We start from the raw sequence: 21505 nt of genomic DNA, 5'->3' as shown, positions 1-21505 counted from the left end.
GCGACGTGGCGAAGGCCTCGCGCATCTGGGACGGTGGCCTGATGCAGCTGCACGACGTGCTCACCGACCGCGGTCGGCTCCACATCCGCTACAAGACAGCGGCTTGGCTGCGCGGCCTGATCCCGACGCCATACATGCGTTCACCACTACCGGTGCCGCGGCAGGCCGAGATTGACATGTTGCACGACGCCTTGCAAGCGGCCGGGCTCAAGGTCATCAGCAAGGCGGAAACCCGCATCGGGAGGACGGCATGAGCTTGCCCGACGTCCGCCTGTCCCGGCGCAGCCTCGTTGTCGGGACTGCCGCCGCCGCAGTAGGTTCGCTGGCAAGGGCGCAGACTTACCCGGGCCGGCCGATCCGCATCGTGATTCCATTTCCGCCGGGAGGCGGTACGGACGCGATGGTCCGCCTGTTGGCCCTGAAGCTGCGCGACGCCTTGGGCCAGCCGGTCCTGGTGGACAACCGGCCCGGTGGTGACACGATCATCGCCGCTGAGATCGTGGCCAATGCGCCGCGGGACGGCTACACCCTGCTGGTGGCGCATTTCTCGACGATGGCGCTGAACCCGCACCTGTACCCCAAGCTGCCGTACGACCCGGTAAAGGACTTCGCTCCCATTTCTCAGCTGACCTATACGTCCATTGGACTGGTGGCAGGCAAGAAGCTCGCCGCGAACAACATGCAGGAACTGGTGAAGTACGCGAAGGCCAATCCGGGCAAGCTCACGTACGGCCATTCGTTCCTCGTCGCGAAGATGTACGGCGAGTACTTCAAGTCGGCCGCCGGTGTGGACATCGTCGATGTACCGTACAAAGGCTCCGGCCCCATACTGCCTGCCCTTCTGAGCGGCGAGATCGACTTGGCGGTGACCGACTTGTCACCCTTTGTCCCGCACGTTGAAAGCGGAACGATTCGCGTGCTGGGAACCTCGGGCGCTCACCGCTACTCGCAACTGCCGCAGGTGCCGACCATGCGGGAACTCGGGTTTCCCGGTCTTGAGCTGCGCACTTGGTTCGGCCTGTATGCGCCGGCGGGGACGCCAACACCGATCCTCGAGCGGCTGAACGCCGAGGTCAACAAGGTGTTCACCGATCCGGCGGTGGTAAAGGATCTGCAGGCCCGTCACGGCTACGATCCTGTCCCCTCGACCCCGCAGCAACTCACAGCGTTGTTGAAGGCGGATTCAGGAAAATGGGGTCCAGTGATCAAGCAGTTGGGACTGAAGGCTCAGTAGCCTCCCGCGTTTCTCGGGTGGCGCGCTACGACGCGCACGTGGTAGCGCCGACGCCATCCCATTCTTGAAGCTACCAGCGACGCTTCTAGCGGCTCCATCCACTCACAACGCGGACTCGCAATCCGACACGGAAACCGGCGGAGTAACAATCCGAGCCATCTGCAGGCAGCAAGGGCGACTCCTACCACAACGCTCTGGCTGAGACGATCAACGGCCTGTACAAGGCCGAACTGATTCACCGCCGGGCGCCGTGGAAGACGAAGGAATCGGTGGAACTGGTCACGCTCGAACGGGTGTCCTGGTTTAACCACCATCGCTTGCTCAAACCATCGGCTACATCCCGCCGCCGGAGGCTGAAGCAAACTACTACGGCAACTCGCCAGTCAGCCACCTCGGTGGAGGTCCGACTTAGACCAACCGGCCTCCAAGGAGCCGGGGCAATTCACTGTGGCGCCGCGTCCCGCCCCACGCCGTGTCCGAGAAGCGCGTGCCGGCTAACCGCTCAGCCGTTCGTGCGCATGTGATAAACCAGATAAGAGCGATCGCGGATGAACCCGTTCGCTTCATTCAGGATCTGCGTCGGAACGTTCTCGATCGCGGTGCTCGCCGTCAGGCGTACCGCGCCTTCGTGGCGCGCGTGATCGGCGGCGGCTTGCAACAGGGCAGAGCCGACGCCTCTGCGCCGAAAGGGTGCCGCTACGTACAGGTCGTTGACAATGAAGACTCGGCCCAGCGAAACGGATGAATAAGTGGCGTAGAGCAGGGTGAACCCGATCACTCGGGAGTTTTCTGCGTCAGCCACAAAGACGCTGGCTTCGCCAGTTGCGAGCCGCCGCTCGAGAAAATCGCGGCCGGCCTCGAGTGCCAGCCCTTTTCCGTTGAACTGCCGATACGCATCGAACAGGCGCGCGAGTGCCCCCAAGTCGCCGGGGGCACAGCGACGGACGCTGGTCGATGCCAGATTGCTCAAGCCGCCACCAGGGGGATGACGCGGCGTCTTTGCGGCCGCCGAATGTCTCCGCTGATCGACTTCAGTGTCAGCGTGGTCAGCTGGTGGAGCGTCGCGCCGAGCACAGCCAGGTTGAACTGGTATTCGTTCTCGCAGGACTGCGCGAAAAGGTCGTCCTGCAGATACATGCAAGATCCCTTGCACAGTTGCAGCACAGGGCAGTGATTGCAGCTTTCCCGGTGCGACCAGTGGGTGGCGGTGGTCAGCTGGACGTCGTGCATCGCCTCTGCGTGGCCGATCCGGTGCTTGCCTCTGGCGCCCGTGTTCTGGCACGTCATGACATTGCCCTGGAGATCCACAGCCAGGTGGTCCGGATCATCCATGCCGCATCTCTGGCCGAGCGACGAGGAAGGGCGAAGGTTGCGCAGGGATTCGACGAAGTCCTGCGCGCGAAACGCAAGGTCCCGCACCTTTGGAGCGTCGCCGTCCGCGAAAGCCTTGCGCACGCCCACCCGCATGCGTTCGTAGTCCGCATCACTCCAGCTCCCGGGTCCGCCAAGGGTTTGCTGGTCATAGACCGTGACCACCCCCTCCATGTCGACATTCAGGGAAGGGTCACCGATACGATCGGCCAGCCACTGACGGGTTTCGCCGATGTCGGCATTTCTTGGCGTCAGGACGAAGTGGAAGGCCGCTCGCGCTGCAGCGCCGCCCCGCCGGCGCCAGAACTCCCGCAGCCAATGCGCGCGCACCGGATCCAGAAACGGGTCAGGTCCGCGCAGGTGCTGGCCAGGACCATCGTGCGAGACGGCCACGAAGATGTCGTATTCCTCGATGAAGTCCAGAACTTCGCCGTCGATAAGGCTGCCGTTGGAGATCATGGACAGAACGGCAGAGGGAAAGCGTGCTCGCAGGGCGGGCACGAGGCGCTTCAGCTTGGCGAAGTACAACAGCGGCTCTCCGCCCCAGAACTCGATCCGCCGGGGCGGCGCATGGAGCCAGCGGTCGAGCCCGGCGATGAAGTCGTCCGCGTCTGCCGTGCGCGTGACCGTGCTCGCATCCGACTGGGCCGCCTGGTTGCAGTAGCTGCAGCTGTAGTTGCATTGCATCCCCAGCTGGATCTTCAGCACATGCGGAGTTGCAGACTTGCGCCCGGGCTCGCCAGGGGCAACACGGCCGGCCGGCTTGTAGTCTGCAGCTTCAACGTCGAGAAGGAGGGGGGTGCCCTCTTCGTCGACAAGCGTGCTTTCGTGGGGCGAGTAGAAAAGCGTCACTTCCCCTCCCTCGCCATCGACACAGTGAAGGGCGTAGGTTGGACGCGACGGCGCGCCCGAATGCGCCGCCGCGGGCATCACTTCGCGCCTTCGGCCAGTTGCGACGGCTTGCGTCCGGGCTGCGGCAGCGGGGAGATCTTGGAACAATCCGTGCCGTCGCGGGCCGCCTCGACCTCGCCCGGCTGCATGAAACTGACCTTCGTGGAGGAGATGCCCCACTGGAAGGCCTTCCGGGTCTGCGTCGTCGCCTGGGTTTTTGGCTTGATCTGCACTGTTTTCTCCTTCAGGTAAAGGGGTGCACGAAGTGACCGTCAGGGCGCCCCCCGCGCACCCTGGCGGCGTTTGAAAAACGCTTCAGTCCCTGCGGCTGCAAGTGACGATGGAACCAGATAGGGACCAGGCCAGGCACCAGTGCGCGCACTACTTTCAACGGTTGTCGGCCTTGTTCGATGCTGGCCCCGGGTGGGGTGATATCAACGCACAGAAGATCGAAACCGTCGGCTCGCAACCGGCCTTGTGTCTGATTCCAGTCTTGCGCAGAGTCTTGGCCCACCGCAGCGAAGGGACGGGTGCTGGTGGTTGGCCGAAAGAAGTCAGAGCGCTGGTACGTGCGCGCGCGACGGTAGTGCCTTTCGATGTCCCGCATCGGGTCAGACCCGTTTTCGCCAACCGCGAACTGCCGGACGAAGGCCAGCCGGCCTTCTGCTTCGGAGATCGCCTTGGACAGCGTCGATTCCACGTCGAAGCCGGCCGCGGCGGTAATCGCCGTGAATGGCATTTCTGCGCACTGGAGGAAGACTGCGACAACAGCGGACCAGGGATTGCTCAGGTCGATCACCGATGCCTGGGCGCCGCAAGACGCCAGCGCTTGCATCCTGCGGCGCAACGCAGCCGGCAAGGTTTCCAGTGCAATTCCCGGAAAGGCAGTTCCGGACAGCCATGCGCAACAGAATGCGTCTCGCTCGACGAGTTCGAGGGTGGCGCGCATCAGTGCGTCCTCCACGCAGGTGCCGGCCGCGACACCCGACGTACTGGAGCTCGCGCACGCGGTCGCCTGGTACGCCGCCGGCAGCGCGTGCAGGGCATGAACGCATTCCAGTGGAACCGCGCGCCCGGCTCCCGTATCGGAGTTGACGGCTTGTGTCCACAGGCAGGTGCGTGCCGGGTCGAAGCGCGGAAAGGGAAAATTCGCGGAGCGGTGTTGACGAGAGCTGAAGGCCACCAACTCCCGCGGATCGAGTGCCTGGGGCAGTTCGGCAAAGGGCGCCCGGATGGCATGGACCGGAGTCGACCATCCCACTCGCTCCCATGCTTCGGCTTCCGCAATGCTCATGGCTGTCCGCGGGTCGTATGCCCGACCACTGCCGGCGAGCAATCGCCTCTGGTCACCGTTCACGGGCGCGGCCGCAAAGGCGAACTGACCCGATCCGATCTGCGCCCGGGTTGGCAGTTGTAAATTGGGAGCAACCCTCAACTGAAACTCGGCGGGTTGCCGGCGCTTCTGCTCCGCGGAGGGTGGCGAGCCCACGACCAGGCCGGGAACGGACACCCAATGCCCGTCGCCTTCATCCACTCCCGCGAGTGCGATTGCGGCACTGCCGACCGTATCGCCGCGCATGATGCAGGCGGTCCCCAGCGATGCAGCCATCAGCTGTGCGTTCTGCAGGCAGAGGCCGGCTTCCATCATCGCAAAGAGCGTGGCCCGGTTGCCGTACTTTCGCGCTGGCCCCGCCACGTCGCAGACGGGCAGCACCAAGGCCGACGCGTAGCGCAGCACGCGGGGATCGGCCAGGCAGCTCCAGGCAGGCGACGGATCTGCCGCCACCAGCTGCAAGGAGGCGCCGCCCTCGGCATGGAACCGTGCCTCATAGAAGCCCGCCGCCGCGGCATGGGTGCCGGGCCGTGTGGAAGGCAACTCGCGCAGCACCGCCACGAACCAGCGCGTGCTGTGCATGTTGCCGCCGGAGGCGACCGTCCGATGCCATTGCATCGCATCCGCGTCCGCCACGCGCGCAACTCCGTGGGCAGCCCACAGAATGGAGCACACCGCCTGCACGGTGATGGGCTGGTCGCCGAAGGTTCGGGTGCTCTCGCGCGATTGCAGCAGCCGAGCGAGCGCGTTATCGCCAGTGGCCAAACCGTCGTCCCACACGCCGAGCCCGGGCAGGATGCGATCTTCGGCCGACCGGGAGAGAGCAGCGATTGCGTCAGGCGTCGCACAGGCACCGCCATGTTGCGGAAGCTGGGCGATATCGCTCCAGTGCGCCCACAGCCGGCCCGATTCGACCAGGACGCGCTCGCCGCACAAGGCGAGCATGAGCGGCTCGAGGGTGGAACGGCACCAACGCTTGCCGAGCGCATCGAGGACTTGCGGCCAGGTCTGCGTGCCGTCGCACGCCCGCGCGATGTCGCGAAGCAGCCGACCCGGCGCGCGAACCGTGACCTGCTTCCGTGGAAGCGTGCAAACCAGCCTGTCGCCAGCCACAATCCAGTGGCCGAACGGTACGGGGGTGGATGGCGGCTTCACGGAAGGCGCACAAGGCAGATGGTTGATCATGCGGAAGGCAGCTCCGAGATGCTGCGAGACCTTAGCGCAGTTCCGGCATGGGCATGCAATAGCGGACGCTCGCGCGGGGCTACTGCTAAACAGCGCGCGAAATGTCTGGATAAATTTGCGCGGGGCAGCCTCGCTCAAGCACCCCCGCAGCCCTGGACAGAGCGTATGCGCAGTGACCTGGAATGAACCTGTACATCAATGTCGCCTTCAACCATTTCGCTGCGGTACGCGAGTGGGCCGCGCAAGCCGGAGCCGACGCCTTCGTCGACATGAAAGACTTCACCCTCGAGGTCAAGCATAAGGGGCGCTACTACCGGATGTACCCGTTGTTTCAGGGGACGGTGCAGGGGCGGGCAGTGCACCTCACGGAACTGACACCCGACGTCCGCGGCTTCGGTGGGTGGAAGCCGTATGACCTGTTCACGCATTCCCACTCGACCGACAAGCAAAAGTTCAAGGAGTTCCTTGTCGAATGTGACATCCGGAGCCCCGCGCTGCTGGACGCAGGGCAGGGGTGCAGGCAGCACGATTACGTGGTGAAGGCGCGCTCCGGTTCGTTCGGCCAAGGGCTGTTCGGGCCATACCGTGCCGGCGCGCGGCCAAGGGTGCCCGAGCACGATGTCATCGCCCACGGTTCAATGTTCGCCGAGGAGTTTGTCCAGGGACAGATACTGAAGGTGTGGTTCTGGGGGGCGCGCCCCTTCTTCGCGCACGTCCACTCCTATCCGACAATCGTCGGCGACGGGACCAGCACGGTGGAGGTGCTGCTGGAGCGCAAGGTGTCCGCCGCGCGCCTGCCTTGGGAGGGTTTCAGGGCGTGCACGGTCGCGGCGGCCTGCCTGGAGTTCCAGGGGGCTTCGCCCGGCACGGTGCTCGGGCACGGCAGCGAGCTCTGGATCGACTACCGGTATCGGCAGCAGTATTCACCCAATGTCCAGATCGTCTCCGCGGGAGACAACCAGCTGGAGGAACTGCTCGAACAGAGCGGCCGCCAGGTGGAAGAGATGGGGCAAGCCTTGGCTGGGTTGCTGAGGCGCACCACCAGGCTACCCGTGCTGATTTCCGTCGACGGAATGCTCGATGCCAGCGGGCGCATCTGGTGGCTGGAGATGAACACCAACTCGTTGCTTCCGCCCGAAGGCTATTCCGTGATGTTCGCCGATCTGTTTCCGTGACCAGTTCGCGAACATCGCTGGCTCAGGCCGGCGTCTGGTTCCACACCGACAACCCCAGCAACCGTAGCCGCGCGGCGACCGCGACGGCATGCACCAGCACCAGCCACACCGGCAGCTCGAAGCCCTTCCAGTGGTAGGCCAGGTTCAGCACCAGCCCGCCCAGCACCGCCGCCAGCAGCACCAAACCCAGCCAGCCTCCACTGCGCGACCCTTGCACGAAGGCGACGTACGGGGTCAGTGTCAGGCCGGCGGCCAGCAGGCCGTGCAGCATCGCAATCACGCTCGACGGATGGGGCCGGCCGGAAAAGCGGAAGCCGGCGGCCAGCATGCCGCCCAGGCCCGTGACCAGCAGCAGGACCACGCCGGCGCGAAGCATAAGCTGGGTGTCCATGGGGATTTCCTTCGGGCTGTCGTCGCTGGATGCGCCCCGCGGCCGGCGCGTTACCGCGGGGGCCGGCCCCTATAATCCGACCCTGCCGAGGGCTAGCAGCGTGTCCTGCCAGCCCTTTTCCTTTTGGGCCGCGGCCGGAGCCGGAATGAAGATCAACCTGGGGTGTGGCAACAAGCGCAAGGACGGCCATGTCGGCATCGACATGTTCGGCTGCGACGCCGTCGACATCATCGCCAACGTGGCCGAGGCCATCCCGCTGGCCGACGCCAGCGTGAGCGAGGTGTGGATGGACAACTTCATCGAGCACGTGCCCGACATCCCCCGGCTGATGCGCGAGGTGAACCGCGTCTGCGCCAGTGGCGCCACCGTTACCATCTTCACGCCGCACTACTCCAGCATCGCGTCGTGGCGTGATCCCACGCACATCCACCACCTGAGCTATTTCTCGATGGACCACTTCGAGAAGACCGGTGTGTCGCACTACACCGGTGGCGGCTTTCGCGTGACGCAGCGCAAGCTGTCGTTCGGCGGCGGTCCCATGGGGCTGCTCGGGCGCCTGATCTTCAAGCTGAGCCCGGCGCAGTGGGAGGCCAAGTGGTCGTTCATCTTCCGCGCCGGCACGCTGCGGTTCGACCTGACGGTCGTCAAGTGAGGCTGGCGGCGGCCGGCGTCAGCCGGCGCCGTGGCACTTCTTGTATTTCTTGCCGCTGCCGCAAGGGCAGGGGTCGTTGCGGCCCGGTTCCGATTCCTTGCGGATCGGCGCCACCTTCGGGCCCAGGCTTTTCCACAGCTGCCGCAGTTCGTACGTCGCCCAGATCGCCGCCGCGAACACCTCCAGCCGATCGTCGCTGACGCTGGGCGGGCCGTCCTCGGCCCACATCGAGATGGTGGGCGTGCCCGTGTCGTCCTCCGTCAGCGCCACGATGTCCTGCAAGGCCGAGTCGAGCATGTCCGCCGCATCGGCATCGCGCGGCGGCTCCCAGTCTTCGGGCCAGCTTTCCACCGCGTACATGAACCCCAGCGCCCAGACCTGGCCATAGGACGGCATCTGCGCCAGGTCCGCTTCGCCGCGTTCGTCCGGAGGCAGCGCCAGCATGGCGCCGCGTGTGTCGAGCGCCTCGGGATGGTAGGTGCGCTCGTCGTCCACATCCTCCACTGGCGCGTCGAGCGCGGTGGCGATTTCCTCCCAGCGCCGGCGCCAGCGCCAGACGAATTCCATGTGCTCCATGGGCTTGAAATCGTCGCCCAGCAGCACCGGCCAGTACTCCTCGGCCGGCACCGCGCGCCGCATGGAGACCAGGGCCGCCAGGAAGCCTTCGCAGAACTCCCATTGCGGGATTTCCTCGCTGCGCTCGCGCAGCAGGTCGAGCTCGGCGTCGAGGGCGTCGAAGTCATCCGGGGTGAGCGGGGCGGTGGTCGCGGGGGCTGGCGTCAAGGCTTGGGTTCCGGGAGTGGGAGGGCGATTATCCTCGCTGCGCGCGGTGCCGACGAATGCCAACTAGTTGGCCCGCCGGGCCTTGCCATGCTGCGCCGTCTGCCTTCTCCTACAGCATTCGTGTGCGATGTTTCCTAGGATGACTGCATGAGCAAAAGCAGCACCGGACCATCCGCACGGGCGCACCCGCAAGAGCCCGAGCGCAGGAGCACCGGCGCGAGGAGCCCAGCCATGCGCTACAGCCGCAGCGAATACGCCCAGGTCCTGGCCCTGCAAGAGGAGGTCTCGCGAGCCGATGGTGACTACCAGCGGCTGCGCAGCGCTTATCTCGAGATCACGCGCAGGGAACCGGGCAACGAGGTCGGCCTGGCCATGGTCGGCGCCGACATGGACCGGGCCCACGCCCGTTTGCAGGCCTTGATCGGCCTGCCGCGGCTGCCGTTCACCCACGAGCCCAGCTCGGTGCTCCGGCGCGAACTGCAGCGCCAGGCCGAGGACAACGACTGACGGGCCAGCGGCCGACAGCCGTTCGGCGCCCCTTCCGAAGACCCCATGGCGCCATCCTCGCACCCTTGCTGCACAAGAAGGCCCGCCATGATCCTCACCGACATCGATCCCAGCCTCCACAACGGCGCTGCGCCGCCCAAGCGCCTTGGCGACGGCTTTTCGCCGCCGCCGCGGTGCCACCGAAACACCATGCACGCACACTCCACGCCCACCCATCCGGTCGAACCGGAGCCGATGTCGCCCGACGGCGAGGACGGCACCCCGAACCCGACGCAGTTGCCGATCGAGCCCGAGTTCGGCCCGATGCTGCCGCCGGCCGAGCCGGAAGACCCGGGCGTCAAACGTCCCCATCTCTGATCCTTGATTCGAGGAGCCCCATGGCCCAGTCCACTCCCGCCGGCGCCACGCCGCCCACCCCCAACCTCGACCGCGAGGAGCCGGATTTCTGGATCGAGGACGACATCCCCAGCGACGACGGCGGCCCGGCGGACCGGCCGGCTTCGTCGCCGGGCCAGCCGGAACGCAGCCACCCGCCGGAGCGCGAGTGAACGCCAGCGCCCCGAGCCCGCCGCCGGCGCCGACCGAAGCCCCGAAGCCCGCCAACCCCGAGCCCACGCCGGCCCCTGTGGATCCCGAGAAGGGCCGCGTCAAGGGCCCCGAGCAGGGCAAGTCGGAGCACCCCAAGCAGGCCTGACGGGCCGGCCGCCTACCCTTGCGGCTCGAGCAAGCCTTGCGTGTCGTCGTCCGCGCCGGCCACTGGCGTGGCCTTGGCCAGCGCCATCCAGACACCGAACGGCAGCGGGGCGCGCGGTGGCCGCTGCGCTGTCCTGGCGACCACCAGCCGACCTTGCTGCACCAGCATCACGCCGCAGTCGCCGGGCACTTCCTCGGGCTCTCCCACGGGCTTGCCGCGGGCGTCCGCCCCCAGCACGTACCAGCATTCGCCCAGGTCGCGGTAGGCGCCGAGCTTGGCCTCCTGCCGCAGGTCGGCCAGCAGGTCGGAGCGGCGCACCTTGATCTCGTGGACGATGGGCTCGACGTAGGCTTGCACCGAGGTGTGCCGGATCGAGAACACGTCCGGGCGGGCGATGCACCAGCGCAGCGGCCTGGCGGCGTCGCCGGTGGGCACCTGCGCCCGCAGGCTGAGCCCGCGCCAGGCCAGCCGGCCGGCCCGCCCCATCTCGCGCGCCACCTGTTCCACCAGTGCCTCGTGCGCCGACAGCGCCGCGCGATTGCGCGCCAGCACCACCGACAGCCATTGCAGGCCGGCGTCGGTCACGCGCAAGGTTTCGTGGCCGGTGTCGGTGCGCAGGCGCTCCAGCAGGCCGGCGGCCAGCAGGTCGATCTCCAGCGCGTCCTGGCACGGCCAGCCGGCCGAGCGGTAGGTGTCGCGCAGGCGGCGGGCATGCGCTTTGGTCAGCGCGGCGGGCCCGGTGGCGGCAGGCGGGTCTGGGGACTGCATGGGAGAGGCCACGAGTGTACGGCGTGGTAGGCACGCTCCCACGCCGTCAAGCGTGTTCTGCTTATCGTGGGCAATGAGTGGGTGCCCACAATGTGCTGCATGGTCGAGAAATGCATGGAGTCCTGGCGCCCTGGCGCGCCGCACGCGGCGCTGCTGGGCGCACCTCTTCCCACGGTGGTCTACGGCATCACCGCCGTGCGGCTCGAGGCCGGGCAGGTCTCGGAGGTGATGATGGGAATGATAGACCCGAGCCTGGAGCACTGGGACCTGCGCCCGGCGCCGACCCGCATGGTCGAAGTGGTCGACCGGCTGGTCGAGGGCGACACCGTCGTGATCCTGTTCCGGACCGAGCGCGGCACACTGCAACTGGGCTCGGAAGTGATGGTCGACGTGCTGCCCGAAGGTGTCGAGACGCTGGCCCTGGCCGACGACCGGCCCGGGCGCCGCCTGACCGACCTGCCGCGGTTCTAGGCCCTGCTGCGCCGCAAGGACGGCAGGCGCAGCAACCCGGTCGACAGCGCCGTGCCGCAGACGATCACCACCCCGCAAGCCACCATCCACGGCGTGACCTGCTCGCCCAGGAACAGCGCGCCGTACAGGATCGCGAACACCGGCACCACGAAGGTCACCGCCAGCGCGCGGGCCGGCCCGGCCTGGGCGATCAGGCGAAAGTACAGGATGTACGCCAGCCCGGTGCACAGCACACCGAGGATCGCCACCGATACCCAGGCCTGCGTGCCCGGCAGCGTTGCCGGGCGGAACCACAGCGCCGGCAGCGCCAACCCGTGGGTCGCGCCCAGCTGGCTGCCGGTGGCGTTCACCAGCGCCGGCACGCCGGTCAGCCAGCGCTTGGTGGCGCTGGCGGCGAAGGCATAGCAAACCGTCGCCACCAGGCAGGCGATGACGGCCCAGGCCGGCGCGATGCCGGACGCACCGGGCTTGAAGCTGGCCTTGTCCCAGGCCAGCATCGCCACCCCGGTGAAGCCGACCACCAGCCCGAGCAGGCGCGAGCCGGTCGGCCGGTCCTTGAGCCAGGCCCACGCCACCAGTGCGCCGAACAGCGGCACCGTGGCATTGAGGATGGACGACAGGCCGGTCGTGATGGAGAGCAGCGCGAAGGCGAACAGCAGGAACGGCAGGCCCGAGTTCAGCATGCCGATCAGGCAGACCGCCTTCCAGTGCTGGCGGAACTGCGGGCCCAACCCACGCAGCAGCATCAGCGGAAGCAGGAACGCGGTCGCGATGACGACCCGCATCGCCGCTGTTGCCACGAAGCCGAACTCCACCACCGCGTAGCGCGTGAAGAGGAAAGACGAGCCCCAGATGGCGGCAAGCAGGGCGAAGTCGATGATCGAGGCGATGGGCATGGAGCGTCAGATTGTGGCCGCGTTCACGCCAAGGCGCCTTCCAGCCGCAGCAGCGCCGTCTTGCGCTCGATGCCGCCGGCGTAGCCAGTGAGGGCGCCGGCCGTGCCGACCACCCGGTGGCACGGCACCACGATGCTGACCGGATTGCGGCCGACGGCGGCGCCCACCGCCCGCGCCGCCGTCGGCCGGCCCAGGCGCCGCCCTAGTTCGGCATAGCTGGTGGTCTGCCCGGACGGGATCGCCAGCAGTTGCTGCCAGACGCTTTGCTGGAACGGCGTGCCCAGCGCCAGGTCCAGCGGCAATGCGAAGTCGCTGCGTTCGCCGGCGAAGTAGGCGGTCAGCTGCGCCACCGCCTGGTCCAGGACGGGATGGTCGGCCGCCTCCGGCCCCGGCGGAACTGCCGGCCCGTGGCGCTGGCCGCGAAACCAGACGCCGGCCAGGCCGCGGTCGCTGGCGGCCAGCAGCATGGGGCCCAGCGGGCTTTCGAAACGCCGGCAGGTCAGCGTGGCAACGGATGCGGTCTTCATGGTCAGGCTCCGGCAACAGGCTCGAGGGGGAGGGCACGCGGCGCCAGCGAACTCCAGGCCCGGATCACGGCGTAGCTGCGCCATGGCTTCCAGGCCTGCGCCGCCGCTTCGGCTGCGCGGGCCGGCTGGCGGCTTTCGCGCAGGCCCATCGCCTTGTGCAACGCGACGTCGCCGGCCGGAAAGGCATCGGGCCAGCGCAGCGCCCGCATGGCGATGTACTGCGCCGTCCAGTCGCCGATGCCGGGCAGTTCCTTCAGCGCGGCGATGGTCGCCTGCACGTCGGCGCCCGCATGCAGTTGCACCCGGCCCTGGGCCACGGCGCGGGCGATGCCGACGATGGCGGCTTGCCGCTGGCGCACGATGCCCAGCTGGCCGAGCGCATCGCCTGCGGCGGTCGCCAGCGCCTCGGGCGCCGGAAACAGCTGGTTCAGCTGCGGGTACGGCGTTTCGACCGGTGTGCCGAAGCGCTGGACCAGCCGCTGGGCCAGCGTGCGCCCGGCCGCCACCGTGATCTGCTGGCCCAGCACGGCCCGGACCGCCAGCTCGTAGCCGCTGAGCGACCCCGGCACCCGCAGCCCGTCGCCCAGCGGAAAGCTGCCGTGCAGACGCGCGTTGATGGCCTGGGGCTCGGCATCGAGGTCGAACGCCGACCGCACGCGGCGGATCAGCAGCGGCAGCGCCGCCCACAGCGACTCGCCCACGCGCAATACCAGCTGGCTGTGCGCTTGGTCGAATTCGATCACCAGCCAGCCTTGCCAGCGCTGGCCGCCGACGTCCAGCGCCAACGTACGGCCCAGCTTGGTGGCCTCAACGAACTCCATGCCGACGATGGCCCGGGTCCGAAAGAAATCCAGCATGGCGACGGCGTCGTAGGGCGGCCGGTAGCCCAGCCGCACTTCGGAGCCCAGTTCGCGCGGCACGCCGGCTCGCCGCAAGCCGCTGGGGCTGAGGCCGTAGTGCTGCAGGAAGGCGGCATTGAAGCGGCGCAGGCTGGAAAAACCGCTGGCCAGCGCCACCTGCGTGATCGGCAGGCCGGTGTCGGCCAGCAGTTGCTTGGCCGCCAGCAGCCGGCGCGTCTGCAGGTACTGCATGGGCGAGACGCCCAGCTGCGCCTCGAAGATGCGGCGCAGGTGGCGGTCGCTGACGCCGAGCCGGGCCGCCAGTTGCTCGACCGAGGGCGGCTGCCCGTTCCACGCATCCGGCTCGTCGAGCAGCCGCGCCGCCTGCTGGGCCAGCACGGCGCCGGCGTCCTGGACCGACCAGCGCAGCGCATACGGGGCCAGCTCCGGGCGGCAGCGCAGGCAAGGCCGAAAGCCCGCCCCTTCGGCTTGCGCCGCATGGGCGAAGAAGCGGCAGTTCTCGCGCCGCGGCGCCCGCACCTTGCAGACCGGGCGGCAGTAGATGCCGGTGCTCGTCACGCCGGTGAAGAAGGAGCCGTCGAAGCGGGCGTCGCGGGTCTTCAGCGCCAGGTAGCAGGCGTCCGGGTGCAGCGGCGGCTCGGCGAAGCTCATGGCAGGCATGATACGGGCGGGGCGGCGCCAGACTGGCCGTTTCCGGACATGTTCTCCGGGGCCCGCGCCCTAGAATCGGCGGACACCCAACAACCTTCCGGCAGGCCATTCCATGCAGCTCAACCCCAGCATCTTCAAGGCTTACGACGTCCGCGGCATCGTCCCTGGCGCTCTGAACGAGGAAGTGGCCGAGGCCCTGGGCCGCGCCTTCGGCGCCATCGCCCGCGGCGAGGGAGAGCAGACGGTGGCCGTGGGCCGCGACGGGCGGCTGAGCGGTCCCTCGCTCGTCGCCGCCCTGGTCAAGGGCCTCGTCGCCAGCGGCGTCGACGTGATCGACGTCGGCATGGTCACCACCCCGATGCTCTACTTCGCCGCCAGCACGCTGTGCAGCAGCGGCATCCAGGTGACGGGCAGCCACAACCCCAAGGACTACAACGGCTGCAAGATGGTGATGGCCGGCCGTGCCATCTTCGGCGAGGAGATCCAGGCGCTGCGCCGGCTGATCGAAAGCGGCGGCGCCGCCACCGCGCCGCAGCCCGGCACGGTCCGCAACGTCGACCTGTTCGCCGCCTACCGCGACCGCATCGTCGGCGACATCAAGCTGGCCCGGCCGCTGAAGATCGTCGTCGACTCCGGCAACGGCGTCGCTGGCGCCTCTGCGCCGCAGATCTTCCGCGCCATCGGCTGCGAAGTGATCGAGCTGTTCAGCGAGGTGGACGGCAACTTCCCCAACCACCACCCCGACCCGAGCAAGCCGGAGAATCTGCGCGACCTGATGGCCGAACTGAAGAAGACCGGCGCCGACCTCGGCCTGGCCTTCGACGGCGACGGCGACCGCCTGGGCATCATCACCCGCGGCGGCAACAACATCTATCCGGATCGCCAGATGATGCTGTTCGCCCAGGACGTGCTCTCGCGCGTGCCCGGCGCGCCCATCCTGTTTGACGTCAAGTGCACGCAGCGGCTGGCCCCGGCCATCGAGCAGGCCGGCGGCACGCCGATGATGTACAAGACCGGCCACTCGCTGATCAAGGCGAAGATGCGCGAAGTGAACTCACCTCTGGGTGGCGAGATGAGCGGCCACATCTTCTTCAAGGAGCGCTGGTACGGCTTCGACGACGGTACCTACGCCGGTTGCCGCTTGCTGGAGATCCTGTCGCGCCACCCCGACCCGAGCGCCGTGCTCGATGCGCTGCCCACCAGCTTCTCGACGCCCGAACTGAACGTGAAGTGCGAGGAGGGCGAGCCGCCGCGCGTCGTCGCCGAGGTGGTGAAACTGGCCAACTTCCCGGACGCGCAGGTCTCGACCATCGACGGCCTGCGGGTCGACTGGCCGGACGGCTTCGGCCTGCTGCGCTCGTCGAACACGACGCCGGTGCTGGTGCTGCGCTTCGAAGGCCACACCCAGGACGCAATGCACCGCATCGAGTCCACGATGCTGGAGCTGCTGCGGCGCGTGAAGCCGGACGCGATGATCGCCGAGGCGGCGCATTGAGGATCCTGGTCGTCAAGCTGTCTTCCCTGGGTGACGTCGTCCAGACGCTTCCCGTTCTCCACGACCTTCACGCGCGCTTTCCCGGCGCCATCGTCGACTGGGTGGTGGAAGAGGCTTTTGCCGACCTGCTGCGCACCACCCCCGGCATTGCCAGTGTGATCCCGGTGGCTCAGCGGCGCTGGCGCAAGTCGCGCTTCGCAATGGCAACGCGGGCCGAATGGCGGACGGCCCGCGAGCAATTGCGGCAACAACCGTACGACGCCGTCATCGATTTCCAGGGCCTGATGAAGTCGGCCTGGGTCGCCCGCCAGGCGCGGCTGGCGCCCGGCGGCTTCAGCGCCACCTACGGCAACAAGAGCGAACTGTGCAGCTACGAATGGCCGGTGCGCCTGCTGCTGCAGCGGATGGTGCCCATGCCGGGCCGCATCCACGCCGTCGCCCGCACGCGCTTGCTGGCGGCGCGCGCGCTCGGCTACGACGCGCCCGGTTTCGAGCAAACATCACCCACCTATCCCTGGCTGCTGGCCGTGCCGGCGGTTCCGCCGCAGGTGGTGCTGGCGCACGGCACGAGCCGCGCCGACAACGAATGGCCGGCTGCGGCCTGGGCGGAGTTCGGCCGCGCGCTGGCTGCCGACGGCTTCGCGCTGCTGGTGCCGCAGGCCAGCGACAGCGAAGAGCGTTTTGCCCGCCAGCTGGCCGCCGACATCGGCCCGCGGGCCCGCGTGTTGCCGCGCATGAAGCTGGCCGCGCTGCTCGACGCGATGCGGGGAACGAGCGGACTGGTCGGCGTAGACTCCGGCATCGCGCATATGGCCGTGGCCCTCAACCTTCCCGTGGTGGAGATTTTCAGCCAGCCGCGGGCCTGGCGGGCCGGGCCCGTCGGCCAGCCGCACCAGTGCGCTGTCGGCGGCGCTGCGGCGCCGACGGTGGCCGAGGTCACCGCTGCCTGGCGCGCCTGCTGGGGCCGGCGGCCCGCGCGCATCCCAGCCTGACCGTGCGCTTCCTTTATTCCCTGGCCATGGCCGCGGCGCAGCCGCTGCTGCGCCGCAAGCTGCGCGGCCGCGGCATCGCCGAACCCGGCTATCTCGATCACGTGGAAGAGCGCTTCGGCCGCTTCCACGGCAGCACCGAGCCGGGCCGCTTGTGGATCCATGCCGTTTCGCTGGGCGAGACGCGGGCCGCCGCGATCCTGGTCGATGCCTTGCGGGCGGCGCAGCCCGGGCTGCGGCTGCTGCTGACGCACGGAACGGCGACCGGCCGCACCGAGGGCGCCCGCCTGCTGCGGGAGGGCGACGCCCAAGCCTGGCTGCCGTGGGACACGCCAGGCGCCGTCGAGCGCTTTTTGAACCACTTCGTGCCGGCCGCCGGCATCCTGATGGAAACCGAGGTTTGGCCCAACATGGCGGCTGCCTGCCGCGCCCGCGGCGTGCCGCTGGCGCTGGCCAATGCCCGCCTGAGCGACAAGTCGCTGGCCAACGCCCGGCGGCTGGCCAGCCTGTCGCGTCCCGCCTATGCCGCGCTGGCTGCCGTCTGGGCGCAAACCGAAGCCGATGCGCGCCGGCTGGCGCAGGCCGGCGCCACCGTGCAAGGCGTGTTCGGCAACCTCAAGTTCGACGCCGCGCCCGAGCTGGCGCAGCTGGCGCAAGGCCGCGCCTGGCACGCCGTGCAGCAGCGGCCGGTGGTGATGTTCGCCAGCTCGCGCGAAGGCGAGGAGGCCGAGTTCCTGCAGGCCGTCGCGGGCGACCGCAGCGTGCAGTGGCTGCTGGTGCCGCGCCATCCGCAACGCTTCGACGCCGTGGCGCAGCTGGCGCAGCAGGCCGGCTTGAACGTCGCGCGCCGCGGCCAGTGGCGGGACCGGCCGCAACCGGCCGACCTGTGGCTGGGCGATTCGCTGGGCGAGATGGCGCTGTACTACGGGTTGGCCGATGCGGCCTTGCTGGGCGGCAGCTTTGCGCCACTGGGCGGCCAGAACCTGATCGAAGCGGCCGCCTGCGGCTGCCCGGTCGTGATGGGGCCACACACCTTCAACTTCAGCGAGGTCGCCGAGCTGGCGCTGGAAGCCGGCGCTGCGCTGCGGGCGGCCACGATGGCGCAGGGGGTGCGCATGGCGCTCGCGCTGGTGAACGATGCGCCGGCGCGGGCCAAGGCCGTGGCCGCCGCTGAAAGTTTTGCCGATGCGCATCGGGGCGCGACCAGCAAGACTTGCGCGGCCGTGCTGGCGTTGCTGGCGCGGTGAGCTGGATCGCCCGGCCTTGCCGTCACCCGGCAGCCGTGGTCAACGTCCCAGCAGCGTATTCAGCCGGTCCAGATCTTCCGGCTGCAGCGTCCCATTCGCCTGCCGCAGCCGCAGGTGCCCCAGCAGCACGTTGTAGCGGGCTTGCGCCAGGTCGCGCTTGGTCTGAAACAGCTGGCTCTGGGCGTTCAGCACGTCGATGTTGATGCGCACGCCCACCTGGTAGCCCAGGCGGTTGGCGTCCAGCGCGCTCTGGCTGGAGGCTTCGGCCGCTTCCAGCGCCCGCACCTGGCCCTGGCCCGACACCACGCCGAAGTAAGCGGTGCGCACGGCCTGCGCCACGTTGCGCCGGGTCGCTTCCAGGTCCGAGCGGGCCCGCTCTTGCAGCGACAGCGTCTCGCGGATGCGGTTCTGGGTGGCGAAGCCGGAGAACAGCGGCAGGTTCAGGGCCACGCCGATGTTGCCGTTCCTGGGCCGTGTCTCCAGGGCCGAGCCGGCGGTGCCGCCGACGTTGCGGGTCAGGTTGTAGCTGGCCGTCAGGTCCACCGTCGGCTGGTGCCCGGCCTTGGCCTTGGTCGTTTCCAGTTCGGCGATCTCCACCGCCGTCCTGGCCTGCTGCACGGCCGGATTGGCCGCCTCCGAGGCCGCCACCCAGGCTTCCGGATCGGCCGGCTGCGGCGGCGGCACGCTCAGCGGCGAGGCCACCGGGTTCGGCTGGGTGTTGGTCTTGCCGACCAGCGTGTCCAGCGCCAGCCGTTTCACGCGCAGGTCGTTGTCGGCGGCGATTTCCTGGGCCAGCACCAGGTCGTAGCGGGCCTGGGCTTCGCGGCTGTCGGTGATGGTGGAGGTGCCCACCTCGAAGTTGCGGCGGGCCGAGGCGAGCTGCTCGGCCACCGCCGTCTTCTGTGCCCGCACGAAGGCCAGCGTGTCCTGCGCCGCCAGCACGTCGAAGTAGGCCTGGCTGACGCGGATGATCAGATCCTGGCTGGCGGCCACCAGCTGGAATTGCGCCCCTTGCGCCTGGCGCTGGCCCTGGCGCCAGGTCGCCCAGTTGGCCGGCCGCCAGAGCGGCTGCGAGGCGCTCAGCGTCGCCTGCTGCGTGGTGAAGCTGCGGTCGGCCACGGCCGGCGGCGGCGTGTCGTTCTCGTAGTTGCTGCGCGTCAGGCCCGCCGACAGGCCGGCCTGCGGCAGGATGCCGGCCCTGGCCTGCGCGGCGCGGGCGATGTTGGCGTCGTACTGCGCCTTGGCGCCCTGCCAGGTGGCGTCGTGGGCGCGGGCGGCTTCGTAAAGCTCCAGCAGCCCCTCGGCGCGGGCGGTGCCGGCCAAGGCCATGGCGATGGCCGCCGAGAGGGGGAGAAGCCGCAACACTTTCATCGTCCGTCCTTCGAGTTTCTGCTTGTTCTGTCGCCCAGTATCGGCTCGATCAGTAGCGCGGGACCGAGGGATCGCGCTCCTGGGCCCAGACGTCGATACCGCCGGTGATATTCGCCACGTCGGTGTAGCCCTGTTGCTCCAGGAACTGCGCCACCCGCTGGCTGCGGCCGCCGTGGTGGCACAACACGGCCAGCGGCCGGTCGCGCGGCACTTCGGCCAGCCGAGCCGGAATATCGTTCATGGGAATCGCCAGCAGCGCAAAGCCGTCAGCTTCCACGCTGGCCGTTTGCAGCTCCCACGGCTCGCGCACGTCCAGCACGACGGGGTCGGCCGGCTGCTGCTGCAGCCAGGCATTCAGTTGGGACGGGCGCACCTGGGTGATCATGGGCAGGGCTTTCAGAAGTTGAAGCGCGAAGGCTCCGGGAAGTGGTCCAGGCGCGCAGCCACGGTGTCCCACGGCTGTTTGGTCGTGTAGTTCGCCTCGCCGGTGCGGGTGATGAAGGTGGCCCGCATCACCGGCTGGCCGCCGACCACCGCGCCCAGGCGGCCGCCGACCTTCAGCTGTGCCAGCAGCACGGCCGGCACCTCGGCCACCGAGCCGCTCAGCACGATCACGTCGAACGGGCCTTCGGCGGCCAGGCCGCGCGCGCCGTCGCCTTCGCGCACTTGCGCGTTGTGGATGCCGGCGCGCTGCAGGTTGGCCCGGGCCATCTGCGCCAGCGCCGGCTCGATCTCCAGCGAGATCACGCGCTGGGCACGGCCAGCCAGCAAGGCGGCCATGTAGCCGGAGCCGGCGCCGACTTCCAGCACCTTCTCGTGCGGCCGCACCTTCAGGTCATGCAGCATGCGGGCTTCCACCTTGGGCTCGAGCATGCAGCGGCCGGTAGCCATCGCCTGCTCGGTGTCGGCCAGCAGCGGGATCTGCATGTCGACGAAGGCCAGCGCCTGGTGGGCCGGCGGCACGAATTGCTCGCGCGGCACCTTGTGCAGCAGCGCCAGGATGTCCAGGTCGAGCACATCCCAGGGCCGGATCTGCTGCTCGATCATGTTGAAGCGGGCGCGCTCGAGGTCGACAGGGGCGTTCATCGGGGACTTTCTCCGGGCATCAGGACAAACCATCCATTTTAGAAGCAGCCACGGGTTGGCCCCCGGCGCCCCCCGGAAGACGCGGCCGGCCACGGCGCAGCCACTGGGCCAGGTCGTCCAGGTAGCAGTACACGACCGGCACCACCACCAGGGTCAGGAGCGAGGAGGTGATGACCCCGCCGATCACCGCCTGGCCCATCGGCGCGCGCTGTTCCGAGCCTTCGGTCAGGGCGAAGGCCAGCGGCACCATGCCGAAGATCATGGCCAGCGTGGTCATCAGGATCGGCCGCAGCCGCACCCGGGCGGCCAGCAGCAGCGCCTCGCTGCGGGCCATGCCTTGCTCGCGCATGCGGATCGCGAAATCGACCAGCAGGATGGCGTTCTTGGTCACCAGGCCCATCAGCATCACGATGCCGATCACCGAGAAGATCGACAGCGCCGAATTGAACATCAGCAGCGCCAGCACCACGCCGATCAGCGTCAGCGGCAGCGCCGTCATCAGCGCCAGCGGCTGCAGGAAGCTCTTGAACTGGCTGGCCAGGATCATGTAGATGAAGATCACCGCCATGGCCAGCGCCGAGACTGCGTAGCCGAACGACTCCTGCATGTTCTTGGTCGAGCCGCCGAACTGGTAGCGGTAGCCGGGCGGCATCGCAATCGCGTCGAGCCGCTTGCGGATGTCGGCCGAGACTTCGCCGGCGGCGCGCCCGTGCGCATTGGCGTTGATGGCCACCTCGCGCGTCAGGTCGCGCCGGTTGATCTGGTTGGGACCGGTGCCTTCGGTGATCGCCGCCACCTGGTTCAGGCGCACGGTCCGCGTGCTGCCGTCGGCACTGCTGCCGGTGGCGAACGGCAGCCGCTCCAGGTCCTGCAAGGCGGTGCGGGCGTCAGGCGCCAGCCGCACGTTGACGTCGTAGGTCTGGTCGTC

The 21505-nt window shown here is 68.6% G+C and carries 25 protein-coding genes and 2 pseudogenes; 13 read left to right on the top strand and 14 right to left on the bottom strand.

Annotated features, from left to right (window positions below; all coding sequences use genetic code 11):
* From JWP65_RS18775 to JWP65_RS18765, 3 genes and pseudogenes are all read left to right on the top strand, one after another.
* Nucleotides 1-254, top strand: a pseudogene (locus JWP65_RS18775) (dihydrodipicolinate synthase family protein); the annotation flags it as partial.
* Entirely contained in the window at nt 251-1234 is a 984-nt protein-coding gene (locus JWP65_RS18770) for a tripartite tricarboxylate transporter substrate binding protein (protein WP_299766501.1), read from the top strand. The pseudogene JWP65_RS18775 and the gene JWP65_RS18770, both read left to right, overlap by 4 nt.
* Before the next feature lie 152 nt (nt 1235-1386).
* Nucleotides 1387-1758, top strand: a pseudogene (locus JWP65_RS18765) (hypothetical protein); the annotation flags it as partial.
* Here the strand turns inward: JWP65_RS18765 and JWP65_RS18760 are convergent.
* The 4 genes from JWP65_RS18760 to JWP65_RS18745 all read right to left on the bottom strand — a co-directional run bounded on the left by JWP65_RS18760 (nt 1737) and on the right by JWP65_RS18745 (nt 6014).
* A complete protein-coding gene (locus JWP65_RS18760; RefSeq protein WP_299766499.1) occupies nt 1737-2204 on the bottom strand; it encodes a GNAT family N-acetyltransferase in 468 nt (155 codons plus the stop codon). The pseudogene JWP65_RS18765 and the gene JWP65_RS18760 sit on opposite strands and share 22 nt — an antisense overlap.
* On the bottom strand, nt 2201-3457 hold the full coding sequence (locus tag JWP65_RS18755) for a radical SAM protein (protein WP_299766497.1): 1257 nt from the start codon (nt 3455-3457) through the stop codon (nt 2201-2203). Before JWP65_RS18755 ends, JWP65_RS18760 begins: the two co-directional genes overlap by 4 nt.
* 77 nt (nt 3458-3534) lie before the next feature.
* On the bottom strand, nt 3535-3729 hold the full coding sequence (locus tag JWP65_RS18750; protein WP_299766495.1) for a hypothetical protein: 195 nt from the start codon (nt 3727-3729) through the stop codon (nt 3535-3537).
* Nucleotides 3730-3740: 11 nt separating this feature from the next.
* The gene (locus JWP65_RS18745; RefSeq protein ID WP_299766493.1) at nt 3741-6014 is read right to left on the bottom strand and encodes a YcaO-like family protein; all 2274 of its coding nucleotides are present in this window, start codon (nt 6012-6014) and stop codon (nt 3741-3743) included.
* 182 nt (nt 6015-6196) lie between these two features.
* Here JWP65_RS18745 and JWP65_RS18740 point away from each other — a divergent pair, with 182 nt between their 5' ends.
* Entirely contained in the window at nt 6197-7189 is a 993-nt protein-coding gene (locus JWP65_RS18740; protein WP_299766491.1) for a hypothetical protein, read from the top strand.
* Between the two features lie 22 nt (nt 7190-7211).
* On the opposite strand, the gene JWP65_RS18735 is transcribed toward JWP65_RS18740, so the two are convergent.
* Complete coding sequence (locus JWP65_RS18735) at nt 7212-7580, bottom strand: hypothetical protein (protein WP_299766489.1); 369 nt, start codon at nt 7578-7580, stop codon at nt 7212-7214.
* A 145-nt stretch (nt 7581-7725) separates the two neighbouring features.
* On the opposite strand from JWP65_RS18735, the gene JWP65_RS18730 reads away from it, so the two are divergent.
* Entirely contained in the window at nt 7726-8232 is a 507-nt protein-coding gene (locus JWP65_RS18730; RefSeq protein WP_299766487.1) for a methyltransferase domain-containing protein, read from the top strand.
* Nucleotides 8233-8250: 18 nt separating this feature from the next.
* On the opposite strand, the gene JWP65_RS18725 is transcribed toward JWP65_RS18730, so the two are convergent.
* Nucleotides 8251-9015: a UPF0149 family protein gene (locus JWP65_RS18725; protein WP_299766485.1), complete on the bottom strand. Its 765-nt coding sequence runs from the start codon at nt 9013-9015 to the stop codon at nt 8251-8253.
* A 231-nt stretch (nt 9016-9246) separates the two neighbouring features.
* Between JWP65_RS18725 and JWP65_RS18720 the strand changes: the two genes are divergently transcribed.
* From JWP65_RS18720 to JWP65_RS18705, 4 genes are all read left to right on the top strand, one after another.
* Nucleotides 9247-9522 carry a hypothetical protein gene (locus JWP65_RS18720; protein WP_299766483.1) on the top strand — a complete coding sequence of 92 codons (276 nt, stop codon included), beginning with the start codon at nt 9247-9249 and terminating at the stop codon, nt 9520-9522.
* Between the two features lie 87 nt (nt 9523-9609).
* On the top strand, nt 9610-9879 hold the full coding sequence (locus JWP65_RS18715) for a hypothetical protein (RefSeq protein WP_299766481.1): 270 nt from the start codon (nt 9610-9612) through the stop codon (nt 9877-9879).
* A 20-nt stretch (nt 9880-9899) separates the two neighbouring features.
* On the top strand, nt 9900-10070 hold the full coding sequence (locus JWP65_RS18710; RefSeq protein WP_299766479.1) for a hypothetical protein: 171 nt from the start codon (nt 9900-9902) through the stop codon (nt 10068-10070).
* On the top strand, nt 10067-10216 hold the full coding sequence (locus JWP65_RS18705; protein WP_299766477.1) for a hypothetical protein: 150 nt from the start codon (nt 10067-10069) through the stop codon (nt 10214-10216). The genes JWP65_RS18710 and JWP65_RS18705 overlap by 4 nt, the downstream gene beginning before the upstream one ends.
* 12 nt (nt 10217-10228) lie before the next feature.
* Here JWP65_RS18705 and JWP65_RS18700 read toward each other — a convergent pair whose 3' ends face one another.
* Nucleotides 10229-10984, bottom strand: coding sequence for a hypothetical protein (locus tag JWP65_RS18700; RefSeq protein WP_299766475.1), 756 nt, complete (start codon nt 10982-10984; stop codon nt 10229-10231).
* Between the two features lie 99 nt (nt 10985-11083).
* Between JWP65_RS18700 and JWP65_RS18695 the strand changes: the two genes are divergently transcribed.
* Nucleotides 11084-11455, top strand: coding sequence for a hypothetical protein (locus JWP65_RS18695; protein ID WP_299766473.1), 372 nt, complete (start codon nt 11084-11086; stop codon nt 11453-11455).
* Here the strand turns inward: JWP65_RS18695 and JWP65_RS18690 are convergent.
* The 3 genes from JWP65_RS18690 to JWP65_RS18680 are packed head-to-tail and all read right to left on the bottom strand — an operon-like array spanning nt 11452 to nt 14389.
* Nucleotides 11452-12351 carry a DMT family transporter gene (locus JWP65_RS18690; protein WP_299766471.1) on the bottom strand — a complete coding sequence of 300 codons (900 nt, stop codon included), beginning with the start codon at nt 12349-12351 and terminating at the stop codon, nt 11452-11454. The two genes, JWP65_RS18695 and JWP65_RS18690, sit on opposite strands and share 4 nt — an antisense overlap.
* A 23-nt stretch (nt 12352-12374) precedes the next feature.
* A complete protein-coding gene (locus JWP65_RS18685; protein WP_299766469.1) occupies nt 12375-12878 on the bottom strand; it encodes a methylated-DNA--[protein]-cysteine S-methyltransferase in 504 nt (167 codons plus the stop codon).
* Between the two features lie 2 nt (nt 12879-12880).
* Entirely contained in the window at nt 12881-14389 is a 1509-nt protein-coding gene (locus JWP65_RS18680; protein ID WP_299766467.1) for a DNA-3-methyladenine glycosylase 2 family protein, read from the bottom strand.
* 112 nt (nt 14390-14501) lie between these two features.
* On the opposite strand from JWP65_RS18680, the gene JWP65_RS18675 reads away from it, so the two are divergent.
* From JWP65_RS18675 to JWP65_RS18665, 3 genes are read left to right on the top strand one after another with little or no spacing between them, the layout of a single operon-like run.
* Nucleotides 14502-15884 (top strand): phosphomannomutase/phosphoglucomutase, encoded by a 1383-nt coding sequence (locus tag JWP65_RS18675; RefSeq protein WP_299766465.1) that lies wholly within the window; start codon nt 14502-14504, stop codon nt 15882-15884.
* Nucleotides 15881-16876 (top strand): lipopolysaccharide heptosyltransferase I, encoded by a 996-nt coding sequence (gene waaC, locus JWP65_RS18670; RefSeq protein WP_299766463.1) that lies wholly within the window; start codon nt 15881-15883, stop codon nt 16874-16876. Before JWP65_RS18675 ends, waaC begins: the two co-directional genes overlap by 4 nt.
* A 26-nt stretch (nt 16877-16902) precedes the next feature.
* A complete protein-coding gene (locus tag JWP65_RS18665) occupies nt 16903-18120 on the top strand; it encodes a 3-deoxy-D-manno-octulosonic acid transferase (protein ID WP_299766503.1) in 1218 nt (405 codons plus the stop codon).
* A 39-nt stretch (nt 18121-18159) separates the two neighbouring features.
* Here the strand turns inward: JWP65_RS18665 and JWP65_RS18660 are convergent, their stop codons facing one another.
* The 4 genes from JWP65_RS18660 to JWP65_RS18645 all read right to left on the bottom strand — a co-directional run.
* Complete coding sequence (locus JWP65_RS18660) at nt 18160-19491, bottom strand: TolC family outer membrane protein (RefSeq protein WP_299766461.1); 1332 nt, start codon at nt 19489-19491, stop codon at nt 18160-18162.
* Nucleotides 19492-19540: 49 nt separating this feature from the next.
* Nucleotides 19541-19876, bottom strand: coding sequence for a rhodanese-like domain-containing protein (locus JWP65_RS18655; protein ID WP_299766459.1), 336 nt, complete (start codon nt 19874-19876; stop codon nt 19541-19543).
* Nucleotides 19877-19887: 11 nt separating this feature from the next.
* Nucleotides 19888-20577 carry a protein-L-isoaspartate O-methyltransferase gene (locus JWP65_RS18650; RefSeq protein ID WP_299766457.1) on the bottom strand — a complete coding sequence of 230 codons (690 nt, stop codon included), beginning with the start codon at nt 20575-20577 and terminating at the stop codon, nt 19888-19890.
* A gap of 19 nt (nt 20578-20596) precedes the next feature.
* Nucleotides 20597-21505, bottom strand: a 909-nt coding sequence (locus JWP65_RS18645) for an efflux RND transporter permease subunit (protein ID WP_299766455.1), incomplete at its 5' end; no start/stop codon positions are given.

Source organism: Ramlibacter sp. (assembly GCF_028292805.1).
GTDB lineage: Bacteria > Pseudomonadota > Gammaproteobacteria > Burkholderiales > Burkholderiaceae_C > Ramlibacter.
The sequence above is the reverse complement of the archived record's forward strand: the minus strand, read 5'-3'. Positions and strand labels throughout refer to the sequence as shown.